Raw genomic sequence first — 21,506 nt, 5'->3', positions numbered from 1 at the left:
GTGAAATGTTGCCGGACGCCAATTGTACTTCAGTCAGTGAAATTGCTCATAGGAAATTAAATATCGGGTAGCTGCGGACCGCGGCTGCTGCGGCGTGCGCGCAACACGAAGCGGGCCGGGTCGAGCGCGTCGACCAGCGACGCTTCCAGCGGCAGCGGCTCGCCCTCCAGCTGGGCGGCGAGCAGTTCGGCGGCCCAGCCGGCCCAGATCAGCCCGCGCGAGGCATAGCCCAGCAGCGCGTACAGGCCGGGATGGCGCGGCACGTCGCGCAGGCGCTCGGTATTCCCGGCCGCATCGAAATCCGGCAGGCGGCCGACCAGCGGCAGGCGGTCGGGGGCGATGCAGCGGAAGCCGACGCGTCCCTCCAGCGGCGCCCCCTGCGCTGCCTGCGGATCGGACAGCAGGCCGCGCAGGCGCTGCAGGTTTTCCTCGTGGCTGGCGGGCGACAGCTCGGGATTGTCGTCGAGGTCGTAGGTGGCGCCGGCGCTGGCCACGCCGTGCGACGGCGGGGTCAGGTAGGCTTCGCGGCACAGCACCACCGGCAGCGCCGGCAGCATCTCCGCCGGCAGGTGGCTGACCTGGCCGCGCAGCGCGGTGAGCGGCAGCGGCGCGGCGTGCGGGACCTGCAGGGCGCCGGCGCCGTTGGCCAGGATCAGGGTGGGCGCGCGCGCCACCACGGCGCCGTGCTGGTCGCTGAGTTCCCAGTGCCCATCCTCGTAGCCGATGCGCACGCTGCCGGTGCCGAAGCGCTGCTGCAGGCGTCCGCCGCAGGCCGCCAGCATCGCCTCGCACACGCTGCCGGGCCGGGCCCAGCCGCCCTGGCGGAACAGCCAGCCGCCGTCCGGCGCGGGCAGGCCCAGCAGGGCTTCGGCCTGCGGCCGTTCGAGCCATTCGGCAAAGTCGGCGGGCAGCGCGCCGCTCGCCGCGATCGCGCGCTGCACCTCGGCGTGGCCGGGGTCGCGCGCCAGCTGCAGCACGCCGCAAGCCTCACCTTCGATGCTGCGGCCGGGGCCGATGCCGCCCAGGCGCTCCCAGTGGCGCAGCGCGTACAGGTAGGCGGCGCGGGTCAGGCGGGTCGGGATGTTGTCGTCGCGCGAGACCAGCGGCATGAAAATGCCGGCCCGGTTGCCGGACGCTTCCATGGCAGGACGCTCGTGGCGCTCGACCAGGGTCACGTCCCAGCCGCGCGCACACAGGCGCTCGCAGGCGGCGGAACCGGCGATGCCGGCGCCGAGCACGATGGCGCGGCGCTCCGGCACCGGCGGCGGCGGCTTTTGCGGCTTGCGGCTGGCGAAGCGCGCCTTTTGCTTGCCCGGTTCGGTACACGGTTCGAACACGAAACCCTGGGCTTCCAGCGCCGCCACCTGCTCCGGGCTCAAGCCCTGGCCCTGCAGCCATGCCTTGGGCGCGGCCACGCGCGCCAGCGCGCGCGCGAAGCCGGTGCCGGCGTCTTCCAGGCCGTGCAAGCGGAACAGGTCGACCCGCGCCGTCAGCTGGCCGAGGGCCTCCTCGAGCGGGGCGTTGATCAGGTCCAGCGTCACGCCGGGTTCGGCCTGAGGAATGCGGTGGAAGCCCGGCAGCAGGCAGTTGGGCTCCGGATGCGTGCAGCGGGCGATCAGGTGCAGGTGCGGCGAGCGGTGCGGATCGGTGCGCCAGACGTCGGCCAGCACATTGCACGCGCCGCCTTCACCGTAGCCGGCGTCGAACACCGTAAAGTGCGCCTGGCTGTGCCATGCGTCCCGGTAGTCCATGATCAGGTCCCGTATGCGTCCCGCGCTTGCGTGCGCCGGCGGCACAGGCAGCCACGGTCGTGGTCATCCACCATGCCGATGCCCTGCATGTAGGCATACACGATGGTCGAGCCGACGAACTTGAAACCCCGCTTGCCGAGGTCTTTCGAGATGCGGTCGGACAGCTCGGTGCGCGCCGGGCGCGCGCCATCCGGCCAGTCGTTGACGATCGGCCGGCGGTCGACGAAAGCCCACAGGTAGCGGTCCAGCGTCAGCCCTTCCGCGCGCATCGCCAGGTAGGCCCTGGCGTTGCCGACGGCGGCCGCGAGCTTCAGGCGGTTGCGCACGATGCCCGGATTGGCCAGCAGCTCGGCTAGCTTGGCGTCGCCGTAATGCGCGATCTTTTCCGCGTCCCAGCCGTCGAACGCGGCGCGGTAGTTGTCGCGCTTGTTCAGGATCGTCTCCCACGACAAGCCGGCCTGCGCCCCTTCGAGGTTCAGCATCTCGAACAGCGTGGTCTCGTCATGGCAGGGCACGCCCCACTCATGGTCGTGGTAGGCGACGTAGCGCGGATTGGCCATATTGGCCCAGGTGCAGCGGGTGGCGTTCATGGCCACAGTATAAACCTCGGCCCCGGTGTCTCCTAATGTCTACATTGAAAGACATAATTCCAACAAAAATGTAGATTTGCCAACTGCAAAGCTTTAGGCTGTAGGACCTCTCCTACTAGGCGTCTTTTGGGCATGGAAATCCGCAAGGCCTACCTCCGGCGCAGCGTGGAACGGGCGCGCCTGCAACAGCGCGTGGCCGTGACGATCATGCTCGTCGGCGCGGCCTGCGCGGCGTTCCTGCTGCAACCGCAAGCGCTGCGCCCGGACCGGGATGCCGCGCAGGCCGCCACGCGGGCCACGCCAATGCCGGCCGCGCCGGAGCGATCGCGCGTCGGCGCGCAGGATGCTCCCGCGGCGGCGCGGCGCGTCTATCCGTATTCGATCGTGCCCGGCGGCGTGACCGACCGCATGGAGCTGGCCCGCGCCGTCATGGCCGACAAGGTGGTGGCCGCGCATTACGCCGGGTTCGCGGTCGACAAGGCCAGCCTGCGCAGCGTCGCCGCGGCGCGCGCCGTGTACGTGTCGTACCGCAAGGGCGAGCGGGTGTACTGGACCGCGCACACGGTGACGCTGGCCGAAGGCGAGTCCGTGCTGTCCGACGGCCGGAACGACATCCGCGCGCGCTGCGGCAACCGCATTTCCGACACGCCCCAGCTCCCGGTCGAGGCCACCGGCCCGGACGAGCGCGAACTCGACACTCCGCTCGAGCAAGCCCGCAACGGCGGCGAGGGCGCACTGCGCAAGGTCGCCTTCGCCCTCGGCGAACAGGACGAGGGCCGGCAGTTTGCGCTGCCGTCCTTCCCCAACGGGGCTGGACTGCTGGCCGCCGCCCAGCCGCAGGCCGGCCCCGGCCAGTCACGCCTCGACAGCCTGTTCGACGCCGAGCGCAGGCAGGCGCTGCTCGCCAGCCTGGCAGGCTCGCCTTACCAGCTGGGCACGCGCACGACGGGCAGCGGCGGGACCAAGGTCGGCGCGACGGGCACGCCCGGCGCAACGGTTGCCGGCGGCGGTGGCACTGATGGCCCTGGCGGCACGGATGGCACGGATGGCACGGATGGCACTGGCAGCACCGGCGGCATTGGCGGCACCGGCAGCACCGAGGGCGCGCCGGCCAAGGACGCCGGCAACGGCGGCAACGGCGACACGGCGCCGAACGCCACCGGCGGCCCCGGCAAGCCTGGCACCCCTGCCAGCCAAGGCCCGGGCAGCAAGCCCGGCGGCGATACCGGCAAGCCGCCGGCGCCGGACCTGCGCACCGGTCTCCCCAGCGGCGAGATCCCGGCCAAGCCGCTCGACCTGCCCGAGCCGGACGGCCTGTGGCTGAGCTGTACGGCGGCCGCCGCCCTGCTGCTGCAGCGCCGCCTGCGGCGCAACATCATCAGCGGATGAGTGCCTGCGCCAGGCGCGCCACGCCGGCGCGGATCTGCTCCGGCGTGAAGGCCGAAAAGCCCAGCAGCAGGCCGGGCGGCATCGCGCAATCGGGGCCGGCGCCGGGGTTCGTGTAGTACGACAGCGTGCGCACGTCGACCCCGGCCGCGGCGGCGCGCGCGGCGGCATCAAGCTCGCCGAGTCCATTTGTGACTCCCACGCACACATCCAGGCCGGCGTCGGACGGGCCGCAGGCAAGCACCCCATCCAGGCGCTGCCGCAGCGCCTCCAGCAGCGCGACCCGCCGTTCGCCGTAGGCGTCGCGGGTGCGCCGGATGTGGCGCGCGAAGTGGCCTTCCTGGATGAAGTCGGCCAGCACCGCCTGCGGCACGATCGGGCTGTGGCGGTCGACCACGGCCTTGGCGCGCGCCAGCGGCTCGGCCAGGCCCGGCGGCGCCACGATATAGCCCAGGCGCAGGCCCGGAAACAGTACCTTCGACAGGGTGCCGACGTAGATCACGCAGCCCGTACAGATCCGCGCGCCCGCCACCGCGAACGGCGCCAGCGCGCCCTGGTAGCCCGGCGACTCCAGCCACACGCCCTCGCCCGGCGCCAGCAGCAGCTGGGCCAGCAGGTACAGGGCCTGCTGCGCGCCGGCGGTGACGACGATCTGCTCCGGCACGCAACGCACCCCGCGCGACGCCTTCAGGTAGGCACACAGCAGTTCGCGCAGCGGCGCATGGCCGGCCGCGCCGCCGTAGCCGAGCGGGACTTCGCGGCGGCGCCAGTGGCGCGCTTCGAGCTTGCGCCAGACCTCGAACGGGAACAGGTCCAGGCCCGGCATGCTGATGCGGAAGGTGCGCAGCGGGCCGTCGTGGTGGCGCACGCGTGCCATCGTCCCCGCCAGCGCTTCGCCGCGCGCGGACAGCGGGCGCACCAGCGGCGCGGCGGACTCCTCCCGCACTACCCTGCTTACCGCGGCCGGCAGCGAGGCGCTGACGAAGCTGCCCTTCCCCACCGTGCCCTCCAGGTAGCCCTCGGCCATCAGCTGCTCGTAGGCCGCCAGCACGGTCTGGCGCGAGACTTTCAATAGCCGGCCCAGCTCGCGCGTGGCCGGCAGCCGCGCGCACGCGCCGATGTCGCCCGCCAGGATGGCTTCCTTCATCCGCAGGTACAGCTGGCGGAACAGCGGCGTGGCGGCGCTACGGTCGAGCGGGACGGCGGCGAGGATCTCGTGGACGTGCATGGGCTGGCGAAAATTGGTACGCCCATCTTCGTCCTTATTGGCTGTTTCGGCAAGCCACTTCCGAGCCTATGATGGGGCCATGAAAACATTCGACGCCAGCCTGGCCTGGGAACGCGGCACCCAGCCCTTCGGCGACCAACGCTACAGCCGCGCGCATACCTGGCAGTTCGACGGCGGCCTGTCGGTGCCGGCCTCGTCCTCGCCATTGTCGGTGCCGCTGCCGATGTCCGATCCGGCTGCCGTCGATCCGGAGGAAGCCCTGGTCGCGGCCGCGAGCAGCTGCCACATGCTGTTCTTCCTGTCGCTGGCGGCGGCGCGCGGCCTGGTGGTCGACAGCTACCGCGACCATGCCAGCGGCTTCCTCGACCTTGATGACCACGGCCGGCCGGCGATCGTGCGGATCGTGCTGCGCCCGCGCATCGCGTTCGCCGGCGGCCGGCCGGATGCCGCGGTGCTGACCGCCCTGCACCACGAAGCCCACGCGCGCTGCTACATCGCCAGCTCCTTGCGTGGCGAAGTCACGGTCGAGGAGGAAGGCTGATGTACGTCCCCGCGCATTTTTCCGAGGAGCGCATCGAGGTCCTGCACGGCCTGGTCGAACGTCATCCGCTGGGCGCCCTGGTGCGCCTGGACGGCGACGGGCTGGCCGCCAACCACCTCCCCTTCGAACTGGTGCCGGCATCCGCCGAGGCGCCGTACGGCATCCTGCGTGCCCACGTGGCGCGCGCCAATCCGCTGTGGCAGCAGGACGGCGCAGCGGTGCTGGCGCTGTTCCAGGGCCCGTCCGCCTACGTCTCGCCCGAACTCTACGACCTGCAGGCCGTCGAAGGGCGCGCGGTGCCGACCTGGAACTACGCGGTGGTGCACGCGCACGGGCGCCTGCGCACGGTCGACGACGCCGGATGGCTGCTGGCCCACATGCGCCGGATGACGCGCAGGCAGGAGGAGGCGCATGGCCACGGCTGGAGCGTCGACGCCGCGCCGCGCGACTACGTCGACAAGCTGGTACGGGCCACGGTCGGCATCGAGATCGCCATCGAACGCCTGCAAGGCAAGTGGAAGACAAGCCAGAACCGCAGCGAGGCCGAGCGCACGCGCATCGCCGATGCAAGCGGCATGACGGCGTGTTTACATGCCCGCCTCGGGCCCCAACCCGGGCCTCGGTGATTGCAATCTTTTACTGGACATGGCCTCAAATTGCGGCGCACAATGGGAATGCTTTTTTATTACACGATCGCAATTTCCATTTAACAGAGTTCCTTTCTGCCGCCACGGCAAGGGGAGGAAGTCATGTCTCTACAAACTCGCAATCACGTCCATGTCAACGGCAAGGGCGCTGCCACGATGGTGTTCATCCACGGTTTCGGCTGCGACCAGACCATGTGGCGCGCCCTGGCCCCGGCCTATGAGGAGCGCTTCCGCGTCGTCACCTACGACCTGACCGGCTGCGGCCAGTCGGACCTGGCGGCCTACGACCGCATCAAATACGGCACCCTGCACGGCCACGCCGCCGACCTGCTCGAGATCCTCGATGTCGTCTCGCCCGGACCGGTCGTCGTCGTCGGGCACTCGGTCGGCGCCACCATCGGCATGCTGGCCGCGATCGCGCAACCGCAGCGCTTCAAGGCCCAGGTCATGGTCGGCCCCTCGCCCTGCTACATCAACGATGAAGAGGTCGGCTACGTCGGCGGCTTCAACCGCGAAGACATCGACGGACTGCTCGACACCATGGAGACGGACTACTTCGGCTGGTCGCGCAGCGTGGCGCCGATGATCATGGGCGCGCCGAACCAGCCGCTGCTGCGTGAAGAACTCACCGACCGCTTCTGCCGCAACGATCCTGGCATCGCCCGCCATTTTGCGCGCGTGACCTTCCTGTCGGACCACCGCGCCGACGTCCCGCGCTCGCCGGCGCCGGCCCTGATCCTGCAGTGCAGCGACGACCTGATCGCGCCGCGCGAGGTCGGCGCCTGGCTGGAGCGCCACCTGCCGGCCAGCACGCTGCGCACGATCCACAACGTCGGCCATTGCCCGCACCTGAGCGCGCCTACCGAATCCTCGCGCGCCATCGACGCCTTCCTCGCGCAAGCCCTGCGCTGACCGACGTGGACGCCAACCTGCCCGGCGCCGACGCCCTGTTCGAACAGGCCGCCTGCGGCCTGCTGCTGACCGATGCGGAGGGCCTGATCCTGCGCGCCAACGCCACCGTGCGCGCCTGGCTCGGCTACGAGGAAGCGGAACTGGTGGGCAAGCTGCGCATGCCCGACCTGCTGCCGATGGGCGCACGCCTGTTCCACACCACCCACTGCCTGCCATTGCTGCAGGACCAGGGTGCGGTGACGGAGGTCCGGATCGACCTGTGCAACCGGCGCGCGGAATGCCTGCCGGTGCTGGTCAACATCGTGCGCGCCTGCCAGGACGACCGGGTGGTCGACCACTGGGCCCTGTTCCAGTCGGTCGACCGCCAGGCCTACGAACGCGAACTGCTGGAGGCGCGCCGCACGGCCGAGGCGGCGCTGGAAGCGCACCAGCGCGCGGAGGCCCGGCTGCGGTTCCTGAACGCCCAGCTGTCGGCGGCGGACCGCCGCAAGGACGAATTCCTGGCGACCCTGTCGCACGAACTGCGCAACCCGCTGGCGCCGATGCGCAACGCGCTCGACATCCTGCGCCTGGGCGGACGCCAGGGCAGCGACGAGCGCCTGCTGCAAGCCTTCGACCGCCAGCTGGGCCACCTGACCCGCCTGGTCGACGACCTGATGGAAGTCTCGCGCATCACCCAGGGCCGGATGCAGCTGCGCCGCGCTCCGGTCGAGCTGGGGCCGCTCGCACAGGGCGCGGCCCAGGACCTGGCCGCGGCCATGTGCGCCGCCCACCATACGCTGCGCCTGGACATCACGGCGGCGCCGCTGCTGGTCGACGGCGACGCCACCCGGCTGTCGCAGGTGGTCGTCAACCTGCTGACCAACGCCATCAAGTACACGCCGGACGGCGGCACCATCGAGCTGCGCCTGGCCGCCGCGGCCGGCTTTGCCGAGCTGCGCGTGCGCGATTCCGGGATCGGCATTCCAGCCGCCGCCCTGGAGAGCGTCTTCAACATGTTCTCGCAGCTGGAACCGGCCCTGGACCGGGCCAGGGGCGGCCTCGGGATCGGCCTGGCGCTGGTGCGCGGCATCGTCGAACTGCACGGCGGCAGCATCCATGCCGCCAGCGCGGGGCCGGGCCTGGGCAGCGAATTCACGGTGCGCCTGCCGCTGCTGGTGGAGGCAGCGCGCGGATGCGATGCGCCCGCGGGGCAGGCTTCACGGCCCGGAGCGGAAGGGGCCGCGGAAGGGATGCGGGTGCTGGTGGTCGACGACAACCCCGATGCCGCCGAAGCGCTGGCGCTGGCGCTCGGGATCTACGGCTGCGACACCCGGATGGCACACACGGCCCAGTCGGCGCTCGCGATCGCGCCGGCATTCGGGCCCGACGCGGTATTGCTCGACATCGGCCTGCCCGACCTGAACGGCTACGAACTGGCACGCCGCCTGCGCGCCCTGCCCGGCGGCGCCGGTCTGACGCTGATCGCCACCACCGGCTGGGGCCAGGACCAGGACCGCCAGCGCTCGCTCGAGGCGGGCTGCGATCATCACTTGACCAAGCCGGTCGATGTGGAGCAGTTGAGGGAGTTGTTGATGCAGAAGAGCTGTGTGTAGACGTCGTCCCCGCGCAGGCGGGGATCCAAGTGTGCGCGGGGGCGACGCTTAACGCTGACGAATCCGCTTACTTGCCCGCAGTCGTCCCCGACTTCGGCGCCGGCATCTGCTGCGCCGACTTCAGGTGCTGTGCCACCACCGGCTCGGTCTTGTCGACCAGTGCCTTCACTTCCGGATCCTTGGCCTTTTTCTGGTCGGCCATCAGCTTGGCGTGGACGGTCTTGTGGTCCTGCACGCCGGCCTGCTTCATGTAAGCCTTATCGAAATCGGTGCCGCTCATCTTCTCGAGCTTGGCGGCCATGGCCTTGTGCTTGGCATCCGGTTCGGCCGGCAGGGTCACGCCGCGGGCCTGGGCCAGGGTCTGCACTTCCTTCAGGTTGGCGCTATGGTCGTCGATCATCTGCTGGCCGAAGGCTTTCACTTCGCTGCTCTGGCCCTTGCTCTGGGCCAGCTTGCCGCCTTCGACTTCCGCCATGTCGGCCATCGCGATGTCCTTCAGGATCTTCTGGTCGCCGCTGCTCAGCTTGGCGCCAGACGCCGCCGTACCGGCCGCGGTGCCCGCTGCGCTCTGGCCCGCTGCGCTGCCGCCCGTGGCGCTCGTGCCCGACGAGTGCATGCCGCTGCTGCCCTTCTTGTTCATCTGGTTGGTCCGGTTTTCCATGCCGGTGCTGTTGGTGTTGTCCATCGTCCCTTCCTTGGTCGTCTTGCCGGCCATGTTCGGGTTGGTGCTGCTGGTGCCGGTCTGCGACGGGCTGGAGCCGGTCGTCGTCTGGGCCTGCACGCCGACGGCGCTGAACATTGCTGCCACTGCCGACACGGCCAGCAGCCCTTTCAAGGTTTTATTCTTCTGCATGTCAATCTCCTGATCTTTATGTGAAAGTTCGCGGTAAATTCCGTGTTCAAATGACAACGGTCGCACCAGTGTATCGCCGCGCTTTCCTGTACAGCGCGCGTTAGCCAATAGGAAATTTTCCATAAAAAAAGCGGCCCCGCAGGACCGCTTTCCAGGCGTGCGAGGCCGCTCAGCGGAAACTGAGCGTGGCCGTCAGGTCGCCCGGCGGACGCGCGCCGCGCGCGGCAAAGGCGGCGTTGCGGGCAGCCAGGCCTTCCAGCAGCGGCAGGTCGTGCAGGCGGGTGATGAAGCGCAGGATGGACGTCGTGTCGTAGAAGTTGTGGTCGACCGCGCCCTTCTTCGCGAACGGCGAGACCACGATCGCGGGAATGCGCGAGCCCGGCCCCCAGCGGTCGCCCTCGGGCGGCGCCACGTGGTCCCACCAGCCGCCGTTCTCGTCGAAGGTGATCACGACCACCATGTTGTGCCACTGCGGCGATTTCTTGAGGTGCTCGATCACGTTGGCGACGTGGGCGTCGCCCGACTCGATGTCCGAATAGCCGGCGTGCAGGTTCAGGTTTCCCTGCGGCTTGTAGAAGCTGACTGCCGGCAGGCGGCCGGCCACCGCGTCGGCGATGAACTTGTTCGAGATCGGGCTGTCGCCCAGGCCGCCGTCGCGGAGGTGTTCTTCACGCGCCTGCGTGCCCGGCGCGAACTGCCTGAAGTAGTTGAACGGCTGGTGATGATGCTGGAAGTTCGGGCGCGCGCCTTCGCCGCGGCCGTCCAGCGCCGCCTGCCAGGCGCCGCCGTACCAGGCCCAGCCTACTTTCCGCTCGGACAGCAGGTCGCCGATCGTTTGATAGCTTTGCGGCGGCAGCACGGACGGGTCCTGCGGGTCGGCCATGCCGGCATCGCCGCCCGGCGCCGGGCGCACCCAGCTCGGCTGGTAAGGCGGCGCCATGGTGTTGACCGCATAGCCGTCCGGCGTGATGGCGCCGCTGTTGACGAACTTCGGCTTGCCTTCCAGCGCGGACTTCGGCGAGTCCGGCGCCAGCGCCAGGCGTACGCCCTGCGGACCGTCTTCGAGCACCGCGATCTTCTTCTTCGCCGGGGTATCGCCAGCGTTGAAGAATTCCGGCGTGCGGCCGCTGATCAGGAACTGGTGGTTCAGGTAGGAACCGCCGAAGGCCGCCATGAAGAAGTTGTCGCACAGCGTGAACGCGCGCGCGATCTGGACCAGGCCCAGGTTCTTCGCCGTTTCGCCGTAATGGCCCATCACCAGGCCGCCGCTGTCGCCCCAGGCGACGAAGCCGTCGTTCCTGCCGCCGTTGATCTGCATCTGGTTATGGTAGAAGTTGTGCACCAGGTCGCGCGTGACGAGCCCTTCCGGCAGCGGCTTGCCTTCCGCATCGCTCAGCTTGAACGGCGCGTTCGGCAGGTGCTGGATGTCGTCTTCCTTGATGATGTAATCCTTGCCGCCCAGGTTCTGGCGTGCCGGCACCATACCGCCCCAGAACTTCGGCAGTTCCGGCAGCACCGAGCCGTCGCGGTCCTTCTGCGCGGCGGCGGCCGCCGGCACGCTCGCGAGCGGCTGGGCCAGCCCCGGAAAATCGGGGAACAGGTTGTTGAAGCTGCGGTTCTCGAGATAGATCACGACCACGTTCTTGACGTGTTCCTTGAGCTTGGCGTCGAGCGAGCCTGCGCCGGCCTTGCCGGCCCTGGCGGCCTTGTGTGCGGCCGGGGCGGCTTCGCTGGCAGCCGGCAGTGCCGTCGACAGGCCGACCGCGGCGGCGGCCTGGAAGATCTTGCGGCGCGAAGGATTGGCGGGCTGGCCGGCTTCCGGCGGCGCGTGGTCGGGATGCTGTTCTTGCACGGGGTTCTCCTGGACGGGCGCGGCGGACGGGACCGCGAAACGCTGATTATCTGCGTTTTTTGCCAGGCGGAAAAGATTCAAACGACAACAAGCACGATGTCGTCGCGCTTATTGACGTGCATGCGCCTCGACGCGTTTCAGCAGCAGGCCGATCTCGTCCAGCACCAGCCAGGGGTCCTGCTCGTCGAACATGTGGGCCGTATAGCGCATCCGCACATGGCGCATGTCGGCGGAGATTTTCGCCAGCTCGAACTGGGCCGCATCCCAGGTCGTGTTGAAGGCATCGACGTCGTCGTAACTCATCTTCGCCTGCCGGATGTTGGTATAGGGCAGGCCGCGGCTGAGCACCGTGACCGGCACGTTCAGCTTGCCCGGCTTGGCGTTCAGGGCCTGCACGGCTTCCGGAAAATCCTCGTGCGAGTTGCGGTCCCGTTCCCAGGCGATGATCATGTCCATGGTGCGCCAGCCGTCCGGCGACATGGCCCGCTGCAGGGCCGGATACCAGGACTCGTGCACGCAGTCGACGAACACCACGCCCTTCACCGCTTCCGGATGGGCTTGCGCATAGGCGCGGGCGATCAGGCCGCCGAAGGAATGGGCCACCAGCACCACGTCGCCCCAGCCGCGCTCGCGGACCAGGCCATCGAGCTCATCGGCCAGCGCGCGCAAGGGCCGGGCCTTGCTTTGCGGCGTGCTCTTGCCGACGCCGGCACGGTCGTACAGGCAGACCTGGTAGCCCGGCACCGAAAAATTGCGGAAGGTATTCTTGTAGGTGACATGCGCGTCGAGCCCCATGCCGGCGATCAGCACGACCGTCTTGCCGCCCTCGCCCCGGCATTCCCAGGCCAGCTCGTTGCCGCCGACGCGCGCGAAGTGCTCGCCCGGCGCTTCGGCGGCCACGGTGTGGATGCACGACAGGGACAGCAAACCGGCCAGCAGGCGTTTCATGTGACGACCCTTTCGCAGAGGACTCTTGCGATGGTCGCCGCATAGGCCACCAGCGTCAATTCGCAACGCATGAATGACGGAACCGCGATCGCGTCAAACGCCTGTCACATTCGGGCGCCACACTATCTCTCGCTCCTAGGGAAAAGAGCCGGCGGCCTGGCCGCCCTACCGGCGCCGGCGGTCGGGAAATATACCGGCACCAATTTTAGTAGTGGGCTAGAACGCTGCCCGCGCACGCAGCTTGCGGCGCACCTGCTTGCCCGCGCGCGGCAAGGCATCAAGAGCGCGCGCCGCCAGCACGCCCTCGATGAAGCCGAGCAGCGCAAGCTCCTGCGGCACGCGCTCGCGCAGCTGGGCGACCAGTTCGCGCGCGACCACGCTGTCGTTCAGCAGGCCCAGTTCGTCCTGCATGCCGGTCAGCAGGTCGTGGCGGCGCGCTTCCTTTTTACCGTGACTCAAGGCCTCGAAGAATTCGCGCGCATAGCGTTCCTTCTTGGCGGCGATGCGTACCTTGTGCAGGCATGCGGGCTGCTTCAGGTCGAAGCCGCGGGCGCGCTTGCGCACGCGCGCGGCGGCATGCTGCACCAGGCGCGGCGCGGCCTTGGCCACCTTCTGTTTCAGCGCATCCGCCGGCGCGCCCTCGGGGATCGAATCGGCCTGCTTCCAACCCTGGCCGGCGATCCAGGCGCCCAGGCCCAGCATCAGGCCCGTGTAGCGCGGGCTGCCGACCGCCCCGCGCACGCGCGCGCGGTGCCGTTCCGCCTCTTCGCGCGCCGCCACCGCGACCCGCGCCAGCGCCGGCTTGTGCTCTTCCGGCAGCGGCAGCCCCGGCAGCAGCGACTCGATGAAGACGTCCCAGTTGCGGGCGTCGCCCAGCTCTCCGGCCAGCCATTCGACGTCGGCCGCCAGCGGCGGCGGCAGCTGCACCATGCCCCTCACCATCGCCATCGCCGCGCGCAGGCGGCGCAGCCCGACCCGCATCTGGTGCAGGCTCTCGACCTCGCCGGACAGCACGCCCTGCTCGTTGGCCTGCATCTGCTCCAGGCAGTTGCGCAGGATCCCGGCCAGGGCTTCGCCCATGCTGGCCTTGCGCTTGAGCGCCACCGCGCTTGCCTTCACGGCGCGCGGCGCGACGGCGCCGGCCAGCGCATAGCCGCGCTCGGCCTTGCTGATATTTTCGATCCGCACCGGCAGCGCCTCGTGCACCCGGCGCGCCAGCTCGTACAGGCGCGCGGGATCGCCGTTCTTCATCTCGATTTCCAGCTCGCGCACCGGGACCGTGCGGTCGCCGCGCTGCAACTCTCCAGTATCGAGGGCGCATTCGACCTGCGCGCCGCCGTCCAGCTCCACCATCCAGGCGCTGCGCTTGGCCTTGTTGACGAACACCGGTTCCAGCGGCGTCTCATGCCGTCCGAGCTGTTTCGCCAGCGCCGGCAGGACTTCGCGCAACTGGCGCGCGAACAGTTCACGGTCCGGTTCGCTCGATGCCACCTCGGCTTCCAGCTCGACGCGCCGGTGCAGGCCGGCGACCACGGTGCCGCCGCCCTTCAGGGTCTGCACGTGGCGCATGCCTTCGCTGCGCACGCGCAGCGCGTAGCCGTGCTGCCACAAGCTGAAGTCGGCGGTGTCGAAATAACGGTCGACGTGTTCGCGCTCCTCCGGTTTGGCGCCGTCCGGCGGCCGCAAAAACGGGATTTTCCTGACCTGGCCGGCGCTGGCGCTATCGAGGGCCAGCTTGATTTCGCATTCCATGATTTCTCCTTCGAACACCGTTACTGTAGCGCGTTCGGCAAGGAGCGGGCACACCGCTCAGGCGGGCACGCCGACGATCACGCTCGATGCCTTGAACATCGCCGTCACCGTTCCACCCACCGCCAGTCCCATCGCATGACTGCTTTCCAGGGTGACGATGGCGGCGACCGAACCGCCGCCCGGCAGGTCGATCACGACCTCGGTGTTGACGGCGCCGGGTTCGACCCGGGCGATGGTGCCGCGCAGGCGGTTGCGCGCGGAATAGCGCGCGCCGTCGTCATCCGCCACCAGGATGATGGACGAGGACTTGGCCAGGGCGAAGGCTTCTGACCCGACCCGCAGCCCGAGGCTGTCGACGCTCTCGTGCGTGACGATGGCGACGATGGCGTGGCCGCCCGTGACCGCCAGCTCGATCTCGTCGTTCACGGCGCCGCGCGTGAGACGGGTGACTTTTCCGGAAAACTGGTTGCGTGCACTGGTTCTCATGCTCATCTTCCTAATCAATAAATAATCGTCGGCGATGCCGGCCGCCTGCTCTCCCAGGCGTTGGACGAAGTTGCGGTGCGCGCGTTCGATCAGCCGGAAGTTCGCCACCAGCTGCGCGCCGCGCGCGGTCAGGCGGGTGCCGCCGCCGCCCTTGCCGCCCGCCAGGCGCTCCACCAGCGGCTCGCCCGCCAGGTTGTTCATGGCATCGATGGCGTCCCAGGCCGCCTTGTAACTCATCCGGATGGCCTTCGCCGCCTGGGTGATCGAGCCGCATTCGCCGATCTTCGCCAGCAGCGTGATCCGTCCGGGGCCGCCGAGGTGTTCCCCGCCCACCGTCATCCAGATCTCGCCATCGAGGCCGATCGCCGTTTTCTCTTCCATGCGGTCCATGTTCATCCTTTGCGAAAGCTTCCTGGTCCGGCGCCGGGTTCGAGCCGGCCGTCGCGCAGGTCCAGCACGTGGTCGCCGAACACCTCGGCATCTTCCGGATCGTGGGTGATCATCACCATCGGCACCTGCAGGCGATGCTGCAACTCCTTGAGTTCGGTGCGCATGCGGGCCCGCAAGTCGCGGTCGAGCGCGGCGAACGGTTCGTCCAGCAGCAGCGCGCGCGGCTGGGTCACCAGGGCCCGCGCCAGCGCCGTGCGCTGCTTCTGCCCGCCCGACAGTTCGTCCGGATACTGGTCGGCCACGTGGCCGAGCTGGAACGCGTCGCACCAGTAGTCGACCCGTTCGTGGTGGTGATGGCGGCGCGGGTTGAGCCAGCCGCCCACCAGCGGAAAGGCGATGTTCTGGCGCACGGTCAGGTGCGGGAACAGGGCATAGTCCTGGAACACATAGGCCAGCGCGCGTTGTTGCGGCGGCAGGTCGATGCCGCGGGCCGCGTCGAACAGGACCTGACGGTCGAGCCGGATGTGGCCGGCGTCGGGGCGCAGCAGGCCGGCGATCGCCTTCAGGGTCAGGCTCTTGCCGGAGCCGGACGGTCCGATGATGACGATGCGCTGGCTGTCCGTGCTCAGGCGCACGTCGAGCTCGAAGGCCTGCCTGCCGGAACGCAGCAGCTTGAGGATGTCGAGATCGAGCAGCATCGCCTTCCCCTAGCGGCCGGCCAGGCGGCCAGGCGCCAGGCGGCCGGCGGCCAGCAGTACCGCGATGCAGACGGCGGAGGTCAGCAGCACCAGCAGGTTGGCGGTGTCGTCCTGCCCGGCCTGGACCGCCTCGTAGACGGCGATCGACAGGGTCTGGGTGCGGCCGGGGATGCTGCCGGCCACCATCAGGGTCGCGCCGAACTCGCCCAGCGCGCGGGCGAATCCCAGCAGGACGCCGGCCAGGATGCCGCGCCAGGCCAGCGGCAGCGTGACGCGGAAAAACAGCGCGGCCTCGGAGATGCCGAGCACGCGCGCGGCCTGCTCCAGCTGGCCGTCGACGCCCTCGAAGGCGGCGCGGGCCGGCTTGAACACCAGGGGGAAGATGACGACGGCGGCGGCGATCACGGCGCCCTGCCAGGTGAAGATCAGGTTGATGCCGAAGCGCTCCTGCAGCCAGGCGCCGAGCCAGCCATGGCGGCCGATCAGCACCAGCAGATAGTAGCCGAGCACGGTCGGCGGCATCACCATCGGCAGGGTCAGCAGGGTATCCAGCAGTTCACGGCCCGGAAAGCGCCGACGCGCCAGCAGGAAGCCGACGCCGACGCCGAACACCAGGTTGATCAGGGTGGCGCAGCCCGCGACCTTCAGGGAAAGCGCCAGCGCCGACCAGGCCTCCACGCTCATGGCTTCAGAAAGCCGTATTTCGCCAGCACCGCCTGCCCCGCCGGGGACAGCACGAACGCGATGAAGCGCCGGGCTTCACGCGGATCGGCGCTGGCGGCCGTGGGCGCGATCGGATAAGCGATGGCGATATCGAGCGGCACCTCGAACGCCACCCGGACCTTGTCCTTCATGACGGCGGCATCGGTGCCGTAGACGAAGCCGGCATCGACCTCGCCGCGCGCCACGTAGTCGAGCGACTGGCGCACGTTCTGGGTGTTGATGGCCTTGGCGGAGATACCGGGCCACAGCCTCGCCGACGCCAAAGCGTGCCGGCTGTAGCGGCCGACGGGAACGCTGGCCGGGTTGCCGATGGCGATCTTCTGCACGGATGGCCGGCCGAGGTCCTGCAGGCGGCCCGGGGCGGTCTTGCTGTCGCGCGGCACGATCACGACCAGGCTGTTGCGCGCGAAGTTGCGGCGCTCGCCGTTCGCGACCAGGCCACGCTTCGCGGCCAGGTCCATCGTCTCGATGTCGGCGGACGCGAACACGTCGACCGGCGCGCCCAGGGCCATCTGCTGCAACAGGGCGCCGGAAGCGCCGAAGTTCAGCAGGACCTTGGTGCCCGCATGCTGGGCTTCATAACTCTCAGCAATATCCTTGAAGGCATTGGTCAGGCTGGCCGCGGCGGACACGTGCACATCGCCGGCCTGCGCCAGGCTTGCCGCCAGCGTGAGCACGATGGCGGCGACGAGCTTTTGCGTTACAGAAATCCGCACGACCTCTCCCATCCTGAAAACGAGAACGCAATATACACGAATATATAACGGTGCGTGGCGTGGCGTGGCGCTGATGCAGAGCAGACTCATCCACCAGGCATAAGGCTACTGTACGCAGGTGCATTCATTCAAAGGAGAAGACCATGGCACGTTTCGGTGTCGAGGCGATCCGCTACTTCAACCACGCGCGCGCGGCGAACGTGGACACGGCGGGCGATCTCACCTATACCTTCAATCGAAGTAACGGCCTGGACGCGAAGCTGCGTTCGGCCGGCCACACCCGCGCGTTCTACTGGGCGAATACCAATGTGTTCGAGACCGACCTGCGCGACAGCGACCAGGGCGGCGACGACCGCCATTGGGCCGACGACGTCGACCTGTTCTGGATCGAGACCCACGGCAACCACGACGACGCCGGCCATGCGGTGCTGCTGTACGACACCCCGGCCACCGAGTGGTACGCCAACTCGTCGCGCTGGCAGCTGGGCGAGGACTGGAACAACGAGTGGGTGATGGCCTATTCCTGCGACACGGCCGCCCTCCCCACCATCAGCGGCCTGTGGAACATCTTCGCGCGCATGCACATCTTCTGCGGCGCCTGGGACCTCATGTGGGACGGCATCACCACCGACGAATGCGGCGAAGACGTGGGCGACAACCTGATCCACGGCGACACGGTCTCGCGCGCCTGGCACGACGGCGTTTCGGACTGGTGGGTCGACAACCACCCGGTCACGGTCTGCGTCGGCGACGCGGCTACCTGGAACAACGGGAGCATCCGCTGGGAACGCAGCTATATCGACCGCGACCACCTGTGGGGCCATGGCATCGTGGATCCCGACCTGGCACCTGCCCAGCAGGCCTGCCTGCTGTGGTACTGGACGGAGGGCTGAACCATGAACGAGCAAACCTTGTTTTCGTCGCTTGGCGCGGGGCCGGGGTCGGGCCCGAACCCGCCTCCGGCGCAGGCCGACGTGCTGCTGCTCCAGCAGCTCTCGCGTGAACAGCTGCAGGCCCGCAGCCGCCGCTTCGTCGGCCTGCTGCGCGAGCAGGACGGCTGCCCGAACATCGATGCCGGCAGCTGGAAACAGAGCGACGACCACACCGTCATCCACCTGGCTGGCGGCGCCCGCGCGGTGCTCTACCACGCATCGGGCGCGCTGCGCTACGTGTCGGGCCTGGCGCCGGCATCAAAGCCGTTCGTGCGCGGCACCGACCGCGCCGGCAAGCAGTCGGAGACCACGCTGTTCCGCGCGATCGGCGCCTACCGCCAGTTCATCGGCACCATTCCGGTGCTGGGCGCCGCCTCCGCCGCGGTGCAGGTGGCGGGCGACGGCCAGCTCGACACGCTGGCGATCCTGACGCGCCCCGCGAATGGCGAAGTGCTGGAGCGCGCGGCCGTCATCGAGCCGCAGGCGGGGGCGCGCCGGGTCCTGGCGCAGCTGTCGGCCCTGCTCGGCCAGCGCGACATGCCGGCCGATGCGTTCGAATCGGCCAGCATGCAGTTCGGCTACCTGGACCTCGGCAAGCGCAAGCCGCAGCGCGTGCTGGCCCCGGCCTACGTGGCGAAGATCGTGTTGCGCCACCGGCGCGTGCGCCAGGCCTATGTGCTGGCGGTGGCGGCCACCGAGCGGCCCTATCTCGACATGCCGATATTCGGCAACGAGGCGCCGGTAACGCGCGGCAGAATGGAGGTGGGGAGCTGCTGACATTCTCTCGAAATGTCACATTTGGCGTGCGCGCCATTTCCGGAACACCTCGGGATGGCGTAGGCAGCCCCTCTAGAATAGCCGAATTTTATCTGACTATACAAGCAATATTGCCTGGAGCATACATATCTGCAACACTCGCAAAAGTGACAATTGTCCATACCAGCCTGAGCTCGCTAGACTCGTCCGGTTGGGCGTGCGCCACGGCGGCCCCGCCCCCGAACATATCGACGAGAGAATCAGGATGACAAAACACACGGTCTTGCCCGGCTTTACCCGCACCCTCCTCGCTTCTTCCCTCCTGCTTGCCTTCGCGCCGGCCTGGTCGCAGCAGACGGCCGATCCCGCCCCCACCCCGCCTGCCGTCGACGCGACCGCGCCCTCGGTGATTGTGCTCGGCTCGCGCGGCGCGGCGCGCACGGCCCTCGACGCCTCCGCGCCGGTCGGCCTGATCAGCGCCAAGGACATGCAGATGGCGGGGCCGCTGGAACTCGGCAAGCTGCTGCAGACCCTCGATCCGTCCTTCAACTTCTCGTCGACCTTCATCAGCGACGGCACCGACATCATCCGCCCGGCGACCCTGCGTTCGCTCGGACCGGACCAGCTGCTGGTGCTGGTCAACGGCAAGCGCCGTCATCAGCAGGCATTGGTCAACGTGCAGCAGACCATCGGCCGCGGCTCGGCCGGTACCGATATCAATGCGATCCCGATGTCGGCCATCCAGCGCATCGAAGTGCTGCGCGACGGCGCCGCCGCGCAATACGGCTCGGACGCGATCGCCGGCGTGATCAACATCGTGCTCAAGCAGCAAACGAATGAAACCCAGCTGTCGGGCACCGTCGGCGGCACCAGCGAAGGCGGCGGCCAGCTGTATTCCGGCAGCGCCAACAAGGGTTGGGCGATCGGCGACGGCGGCTACGTCAACCTGACCGTCGAGGGCCGCCACCGCGGCGAAACCAATCGCGCCGGCGTGGACAGCCTGCGGGTCGATCCGCCGCGCGTGACCCAGCGCATCGGTGACAGCCTGGCCAAGGACAAGTACTTCTGGTGGAACTCGGCACTGCCGGCCGGCGAAGGCGGCGAGTTCTATACCTTCGGCGGCGTCTCGCACCGCACCGGCGACTCGGCCGGCTTCTTCCGCTCCGCCGGCGACGGCCGCAACGTCCCCGCCGTCTACCCGAACGGCTTCCTGCCGAACATCCGCACCACCGTCAAGGATGCCTCGCTGGCGCTGGGCTACCGCCGCGACCTGGCCGACCAGTGGAAACTCGACCTCTCGGTCAACCATGGCCGCAGCGAACTCGATTTCCACGAAAAGCAGACCATCAACGTCAGCTACTGGTACGAGCCGAAGCCGGGCGGCGGCATCTACGCCGAGTCGCCGCTCGAAGCCGACACCGGTGCGCTCAAATTCCGCCAGACCACGGTCAACGCCGACCTGCGCGGTCCGCTCGCCGTGTTCGGCCGCGACGTGTCGTTCGCCACCGGCTTCGAATACCGCCGCGACGGCTATGCGATCGACGCCGGCGATCCGGTCTCCTACCAGTACGGCCGCAGCAACAACCCGGCCATCGTGATCCGCGACCAGACCGGCGCTGCGGCGGCCTCCGGCACCCAGGGCTTCCCCGGCTACACGCCCGGCACCGCGGTGGACGACAGCCGCCACAACATCGCGCTGTACGCCGACCTCGAACACAAGCTGACCAGCGAGCTGCTGCTGGGCGCGGCCGTGCGCTGGGAAAAATACTCGGACTTCGGCAGCACCACCACCGGCAAGCTGAGCCTGCGCTACGATCCGTCGAAGATGGTGGGACTGCGCGGCACCGTCTCGACGGGCTTCCGCGCGCCCAGCGTGCAGCAGAAGTTCTACAGTTCCGTCTCGACCAACCTGAACGCGGCCGGCGTGCTGACCGAGACCCTGACCGCGCGCGAGGGCAGCGCCGTCACCAAGGCCTTCGGCATTCCGAACCTGAAGGAAGAAACCTCGAAGAACGCCAGCGTCGGCATCGTGCTGCGCCCGGCCTCGAACTTCTCGCTGACCGCCGACCTGTGGGGCATCGACATCGACAACCGCATCGTGTTCTCGTCGAACATCGCGCCGGAATCGGGCGCCTGCGCGAGCGCAGCCGCCTGCCCGATCAAGGCCATCCTCGATCCGCTGAAGGTCGGCCAGGCGCAGTTCTTCACCAACGCCATCGACACCCAGACCCGCGGCCTCGACATCGTGGCCGAGCACACCACGCGCCTGCCGGGTGCCACGCTGGTGCTGTCCGGCCAGCTGGACTTCAACCGCACCAGGGTAGTGGGCCGCCATTCGGATTCGCCGGTCCTGAGCGGCACCCAGTTGTTCGACGACTCCCAGGTGACCCTGATCGAACGCGGCCAGCCGCGCCAGCACCACGTGCTGTCCGCCGACTACACCCAAGGAGCCTGGAACGGCAACCTGCGCGCCAATTACTACGGCGAGGTGCAGGGCCAGGGCTTCACCGCCCCCTTCGTGCAGACCTGGGCCGCGAAGTGGATCGTCGACGCCACCCTGCGCTACAACTTCAGCAAGGGGACCAGCCTGACGGTCGGCTCGAACAACCTGTTCAACACCTTCCCGACCAAGTGGGATCCGGTCAAGGCCGCGCCCTTCCCGCAGCTCGGCTTCACCTATTGCTGGGAGACCTGCCCGTTCGGCATCAACGGGCGCTCGTGGTATGCGCGGGTGGATGTAAGCCTGTAAG

At 68.9% G+C, this 21,506-nt stretch carries 19 protein-coding genes; 8 read left to right on the top strand and 11 right to left on the bottom strand.

Annotated features, from left to right (window positions below):
• Positions 1 to 56: 56 nt before the first annotated feature.
• Positions 57 to 1,751, bottom strand: a complete 1,695-nt coding sequence (gene mnmC / locus ACI48D_RS11275) for an FAD-dependent 5-carboxymethylaminomethyl-2-thiouridine(34) oxidoreductase MnmC (RefSeq protein WP_435571303.1) — start codon at positions 1,749 to 1,751, stop codon at positions 57 to 59.
• A 2-nt stretch (positions 1,752 to 1,753) separates the two neighbouring features.
• A complete protein-coding gene (locus ACI48D_RS11270; protein ID WP_435571302.1) occupies positions 1,754 to 2,341 on the bottom strand; it encodes a DNA-3-methyladenine glycosylase I in 588 nt (195 codons plus the stop codon).
• Positions 2,342 to 2,473: 132 nt separating this feature from the next.
• Between ACI48D_RS11270 and ACI48D_RS11265 the strand changes: the two genes are divergently transcribed.
• Complete coding sequence (locus tag ACI48D_RS11265) at positions 2,474 to 3,730, top strand: hypothetical protein (RefSeq protein WP_435571301.1); 1,257 nt, start codon at positions 2,474 to 2,476, stop codon at positions 3,728 to 3,730.
• On the opposite strand, the gene ACI48D_RS11260 is transcribed toward ACI48D_RS11265, so the two are convergent.
• Complete coding sequence (locus tag ACI48D_RS11260; RefSeq protein ID WP_435571300.1) at positions 3,720 to 4,955, bottom strand: PLP-dependent aminotransferase family protein; 1,236 nt, start codon at positions 4,953 to 4,955, stop codon at positions 3,720 to 3,722. The two genes, ACI48D_RS11265 and ACI48D_RS11260, sit on opposite strands and share 11 nt — an antisense overlap.
• Before the next feature lie 79 nt (positions 4,956 to 5,034).
• Between ACI48D_RS11260 and ACI48D_RS11255 the strand changes: the two genes are divergently transcribed.
• The 4 genes from ACI48D_RS11255 to ACI48D_RS11240 all read left to right on the top strand — a co-directional run bounded on the left by ACI48D_RS11255 (position 5,035) and on the right by ACI48D_RS11240 (position 8,650).
• A complete protein-coding gene (locus ACI48D_RS11255) occupies positions 5,035 to 5,496 on the top strand; it encodes an OsmC family protein (RefSeq protein ID WP_435571299.1) in 462 nt (153 codons plus the stop codon).
• A complete protein-coding gene (locus tag ACI48D_RS11250) occupies positions 5,496 to 6,122 on the top strand; it encodes an FMN-binding negative transcriptional regulator (RefSeq protein WP_435571298.1) in 627 nt (208 codons plus the stop codon). Before ACI48D_RS11255 ends, ACI48D_RS11250 begins: the two co-directional genes overlap by 1 nt.
• A gap of 123 nt (positions 6,123 to 6,245) precedes the next feature.
• Positions 6,246 to 7,055: an alpha/beta fold hydrolase gene (locus tag ACI48D_RS11245; protein ID WP_435571297.1), complete on the top strand. Its 810-nt coding sequence runs from the start codon at positions 6,246 to 6,248 to the stop codon at positions 7,053 to 7,055.
• Positions 7,056 to 7,060: 5 nt separating this feature from the next.
• Positions 7,061 to 8,650 (top strand): ATP-binding protein, encoded by a 1,590-nt coding sequence (locus tag ACI48D_RS11240; protein ID WP_435571296.1) that lies wholly within the window; start codon positions 7,061 to 7,063, stop codon positions 8,648 to 8,650.
• Between the two features lie 67 nt (positions 8,651 to 8,717).
• Here ACI48D_RS11240 and ACI48D_RS11235 read toward each other — a convergent pair whose 3' ends face one another.
• The 8 genes from ACI48D_RS11235 to modA form a co-directional block, all read right to left on the bottom strand.
• The gene (locus ACI48D_RS11235; protein WP_435571295.1) at positions 8,718 to 9,503 is read right to left on the bottom strand and encodes a DUF4142 domain-containing protein; all 786 of its coding nucleotides are present in this window, start codon (positions 9,501 to 9,503) and stop codon (positions 8,718 to 8,720) included.
• 169 nt (positions 9,504 to 9,672) lie between these two features.
• Entirely contained in the window at positions 9,673 to 11,355 is a 1,683-nt protein-coding gene (locus ACI48D_RS11230) for an acid phosphatase (RefSeq protein WP_435571294.1), read from the bottom strand.
• A gap of 108 nt (positions 11,356 to 11,463) precedes the next feature.
• The gene (locus ACI48D_RS11225; RefSeq protein WP_435571293.1) at positions 11,464 to 12,303 is read right to left on the bottom strand and encodes an alpha/beta fold hydrolase; all 840 of its coding nucleotides are present in this window, start codon (positions 12,301 to 12,303) and stop codon (positions 11,464 to 11,466) included.
• Positions 12,304 to 12,519: 216 nt separating this feature from the next.
• Positions 12,520 to 14,055, bottom strand: a complete 1,536-nt coding sequence (locus ACI48D_RS11220) for a CHAD domain-containing protein (protein ID WP_435571292.1) — start codon at positions 14,053 to 14,055, stop codon at positions 12,520 to 12,522.
• 57 nt (positions 14,056 to 14,112) lie between these two features.
• On the bottom strand, positions 14,113 to 14,931 hold the full coding sequence (locus ACI48D_RS11215) for a TOBE domain-containing protein (RefSeq protein WP_435571291.1): 819 nt from the start codon (positions 14,929 to 14,931) through the stop codon (positions 14,113 to 14,115).
• Positions 14,932 to 14,933: 2 nt separating this feature from the next.
• Positions 14,934 to 15,629 carry an ABC transporter ATP-binding protein gene (locus ACI48D_RS11210; protein ID WP_435571290.1) on the bottom strand — a complete coding sequence of 232 codons (696 nt, stop codon included), beginning with the start codon at positions 15,627 to 15,629 and terminating at the stop codon, positions 14,934 to 14,936.
• A gap of 9 nt (positions 15,630 to 15,638) precedes the next feature.
• Positions 15,639 to 16,313, bottom strand: coding sequence for a molybdate ABC transporter permease subunit (gene modB / locus ACI48D_RS11205; RefSeq protein ID WP_435571289.1), 675 nt, complete (start codon positions 16,311 to 16,313; stop codon positions 15,639 to 15,641).
• Entirely contained in the window at positions 16,310 to 17,080 is a 771-nt protein-coding gene (gene modA / locus ACI48D_RS11200; RefSeq protein ID WP_435571288.1) for a molybdate ABC transporter substrate-binding protein, read from the bottom strand. Before modA ends, modB begins: the two co-directional genes overlap by 4 nt.
• Positions 17,081 to 17,211: 131 nt before the next feature.
• Here modA and ACI48D_RS11195 point away from each other — a divergent pair, with 131 nt between their 5' ends.
• From ACI48D_RS11195 to ACI48D_RS11185, 3 genes are all read left to right on the top strand, one after another.
• Entirely contained in the window at positions 17,212 to 17,961 is a 750-nt protein-coding gene (locus tag ACI48D_RS11195; protein ID WP_435571287.1) for a DUF6345 domain-containing protein, read from the top strand.
• Positions 17,962 to 17,964: 3 nt separating this feature from the next.
• On the top strand, positions 17,965 to 18,777 hold the full coding sequence (locus tag ACI48D_RS11190) for a hypothetical protein (protein WP_435571286.1): 813 nt from the start codon (positions 17,965 to 17,967) through the stop codon (positions 18,775 to 18,777).
• Positions 18,778 to 19,021: 244 nt separating this feature from the next.
• Positions 19,022 to 21,505, top strand: coding sequence for a TonB-dependent receptor plug domain-containing protein (locus ACI48D_RS11185; protein ID WP_435571285.1), 2,484 nt, complete (start codon positions 19,022 to 19,024; stop codon positions 21,503 to 21,505).
• Position 21,506 lies beyond the last annotated feature (1 nt).

Source organism: Massilia sp. LXY-6 (assembly GCF_051233485.1).
Classification (GTDB): Bacteria; Pseudomonadota; Gammaproteobacteria; order Burkholderiales; family Burkholderiaceae_D; genus Telluria.
Note: the sequence above shows the minus strand (reverse complement) of the source record. Positions and strands in the feature narration are given on the sequence as shown.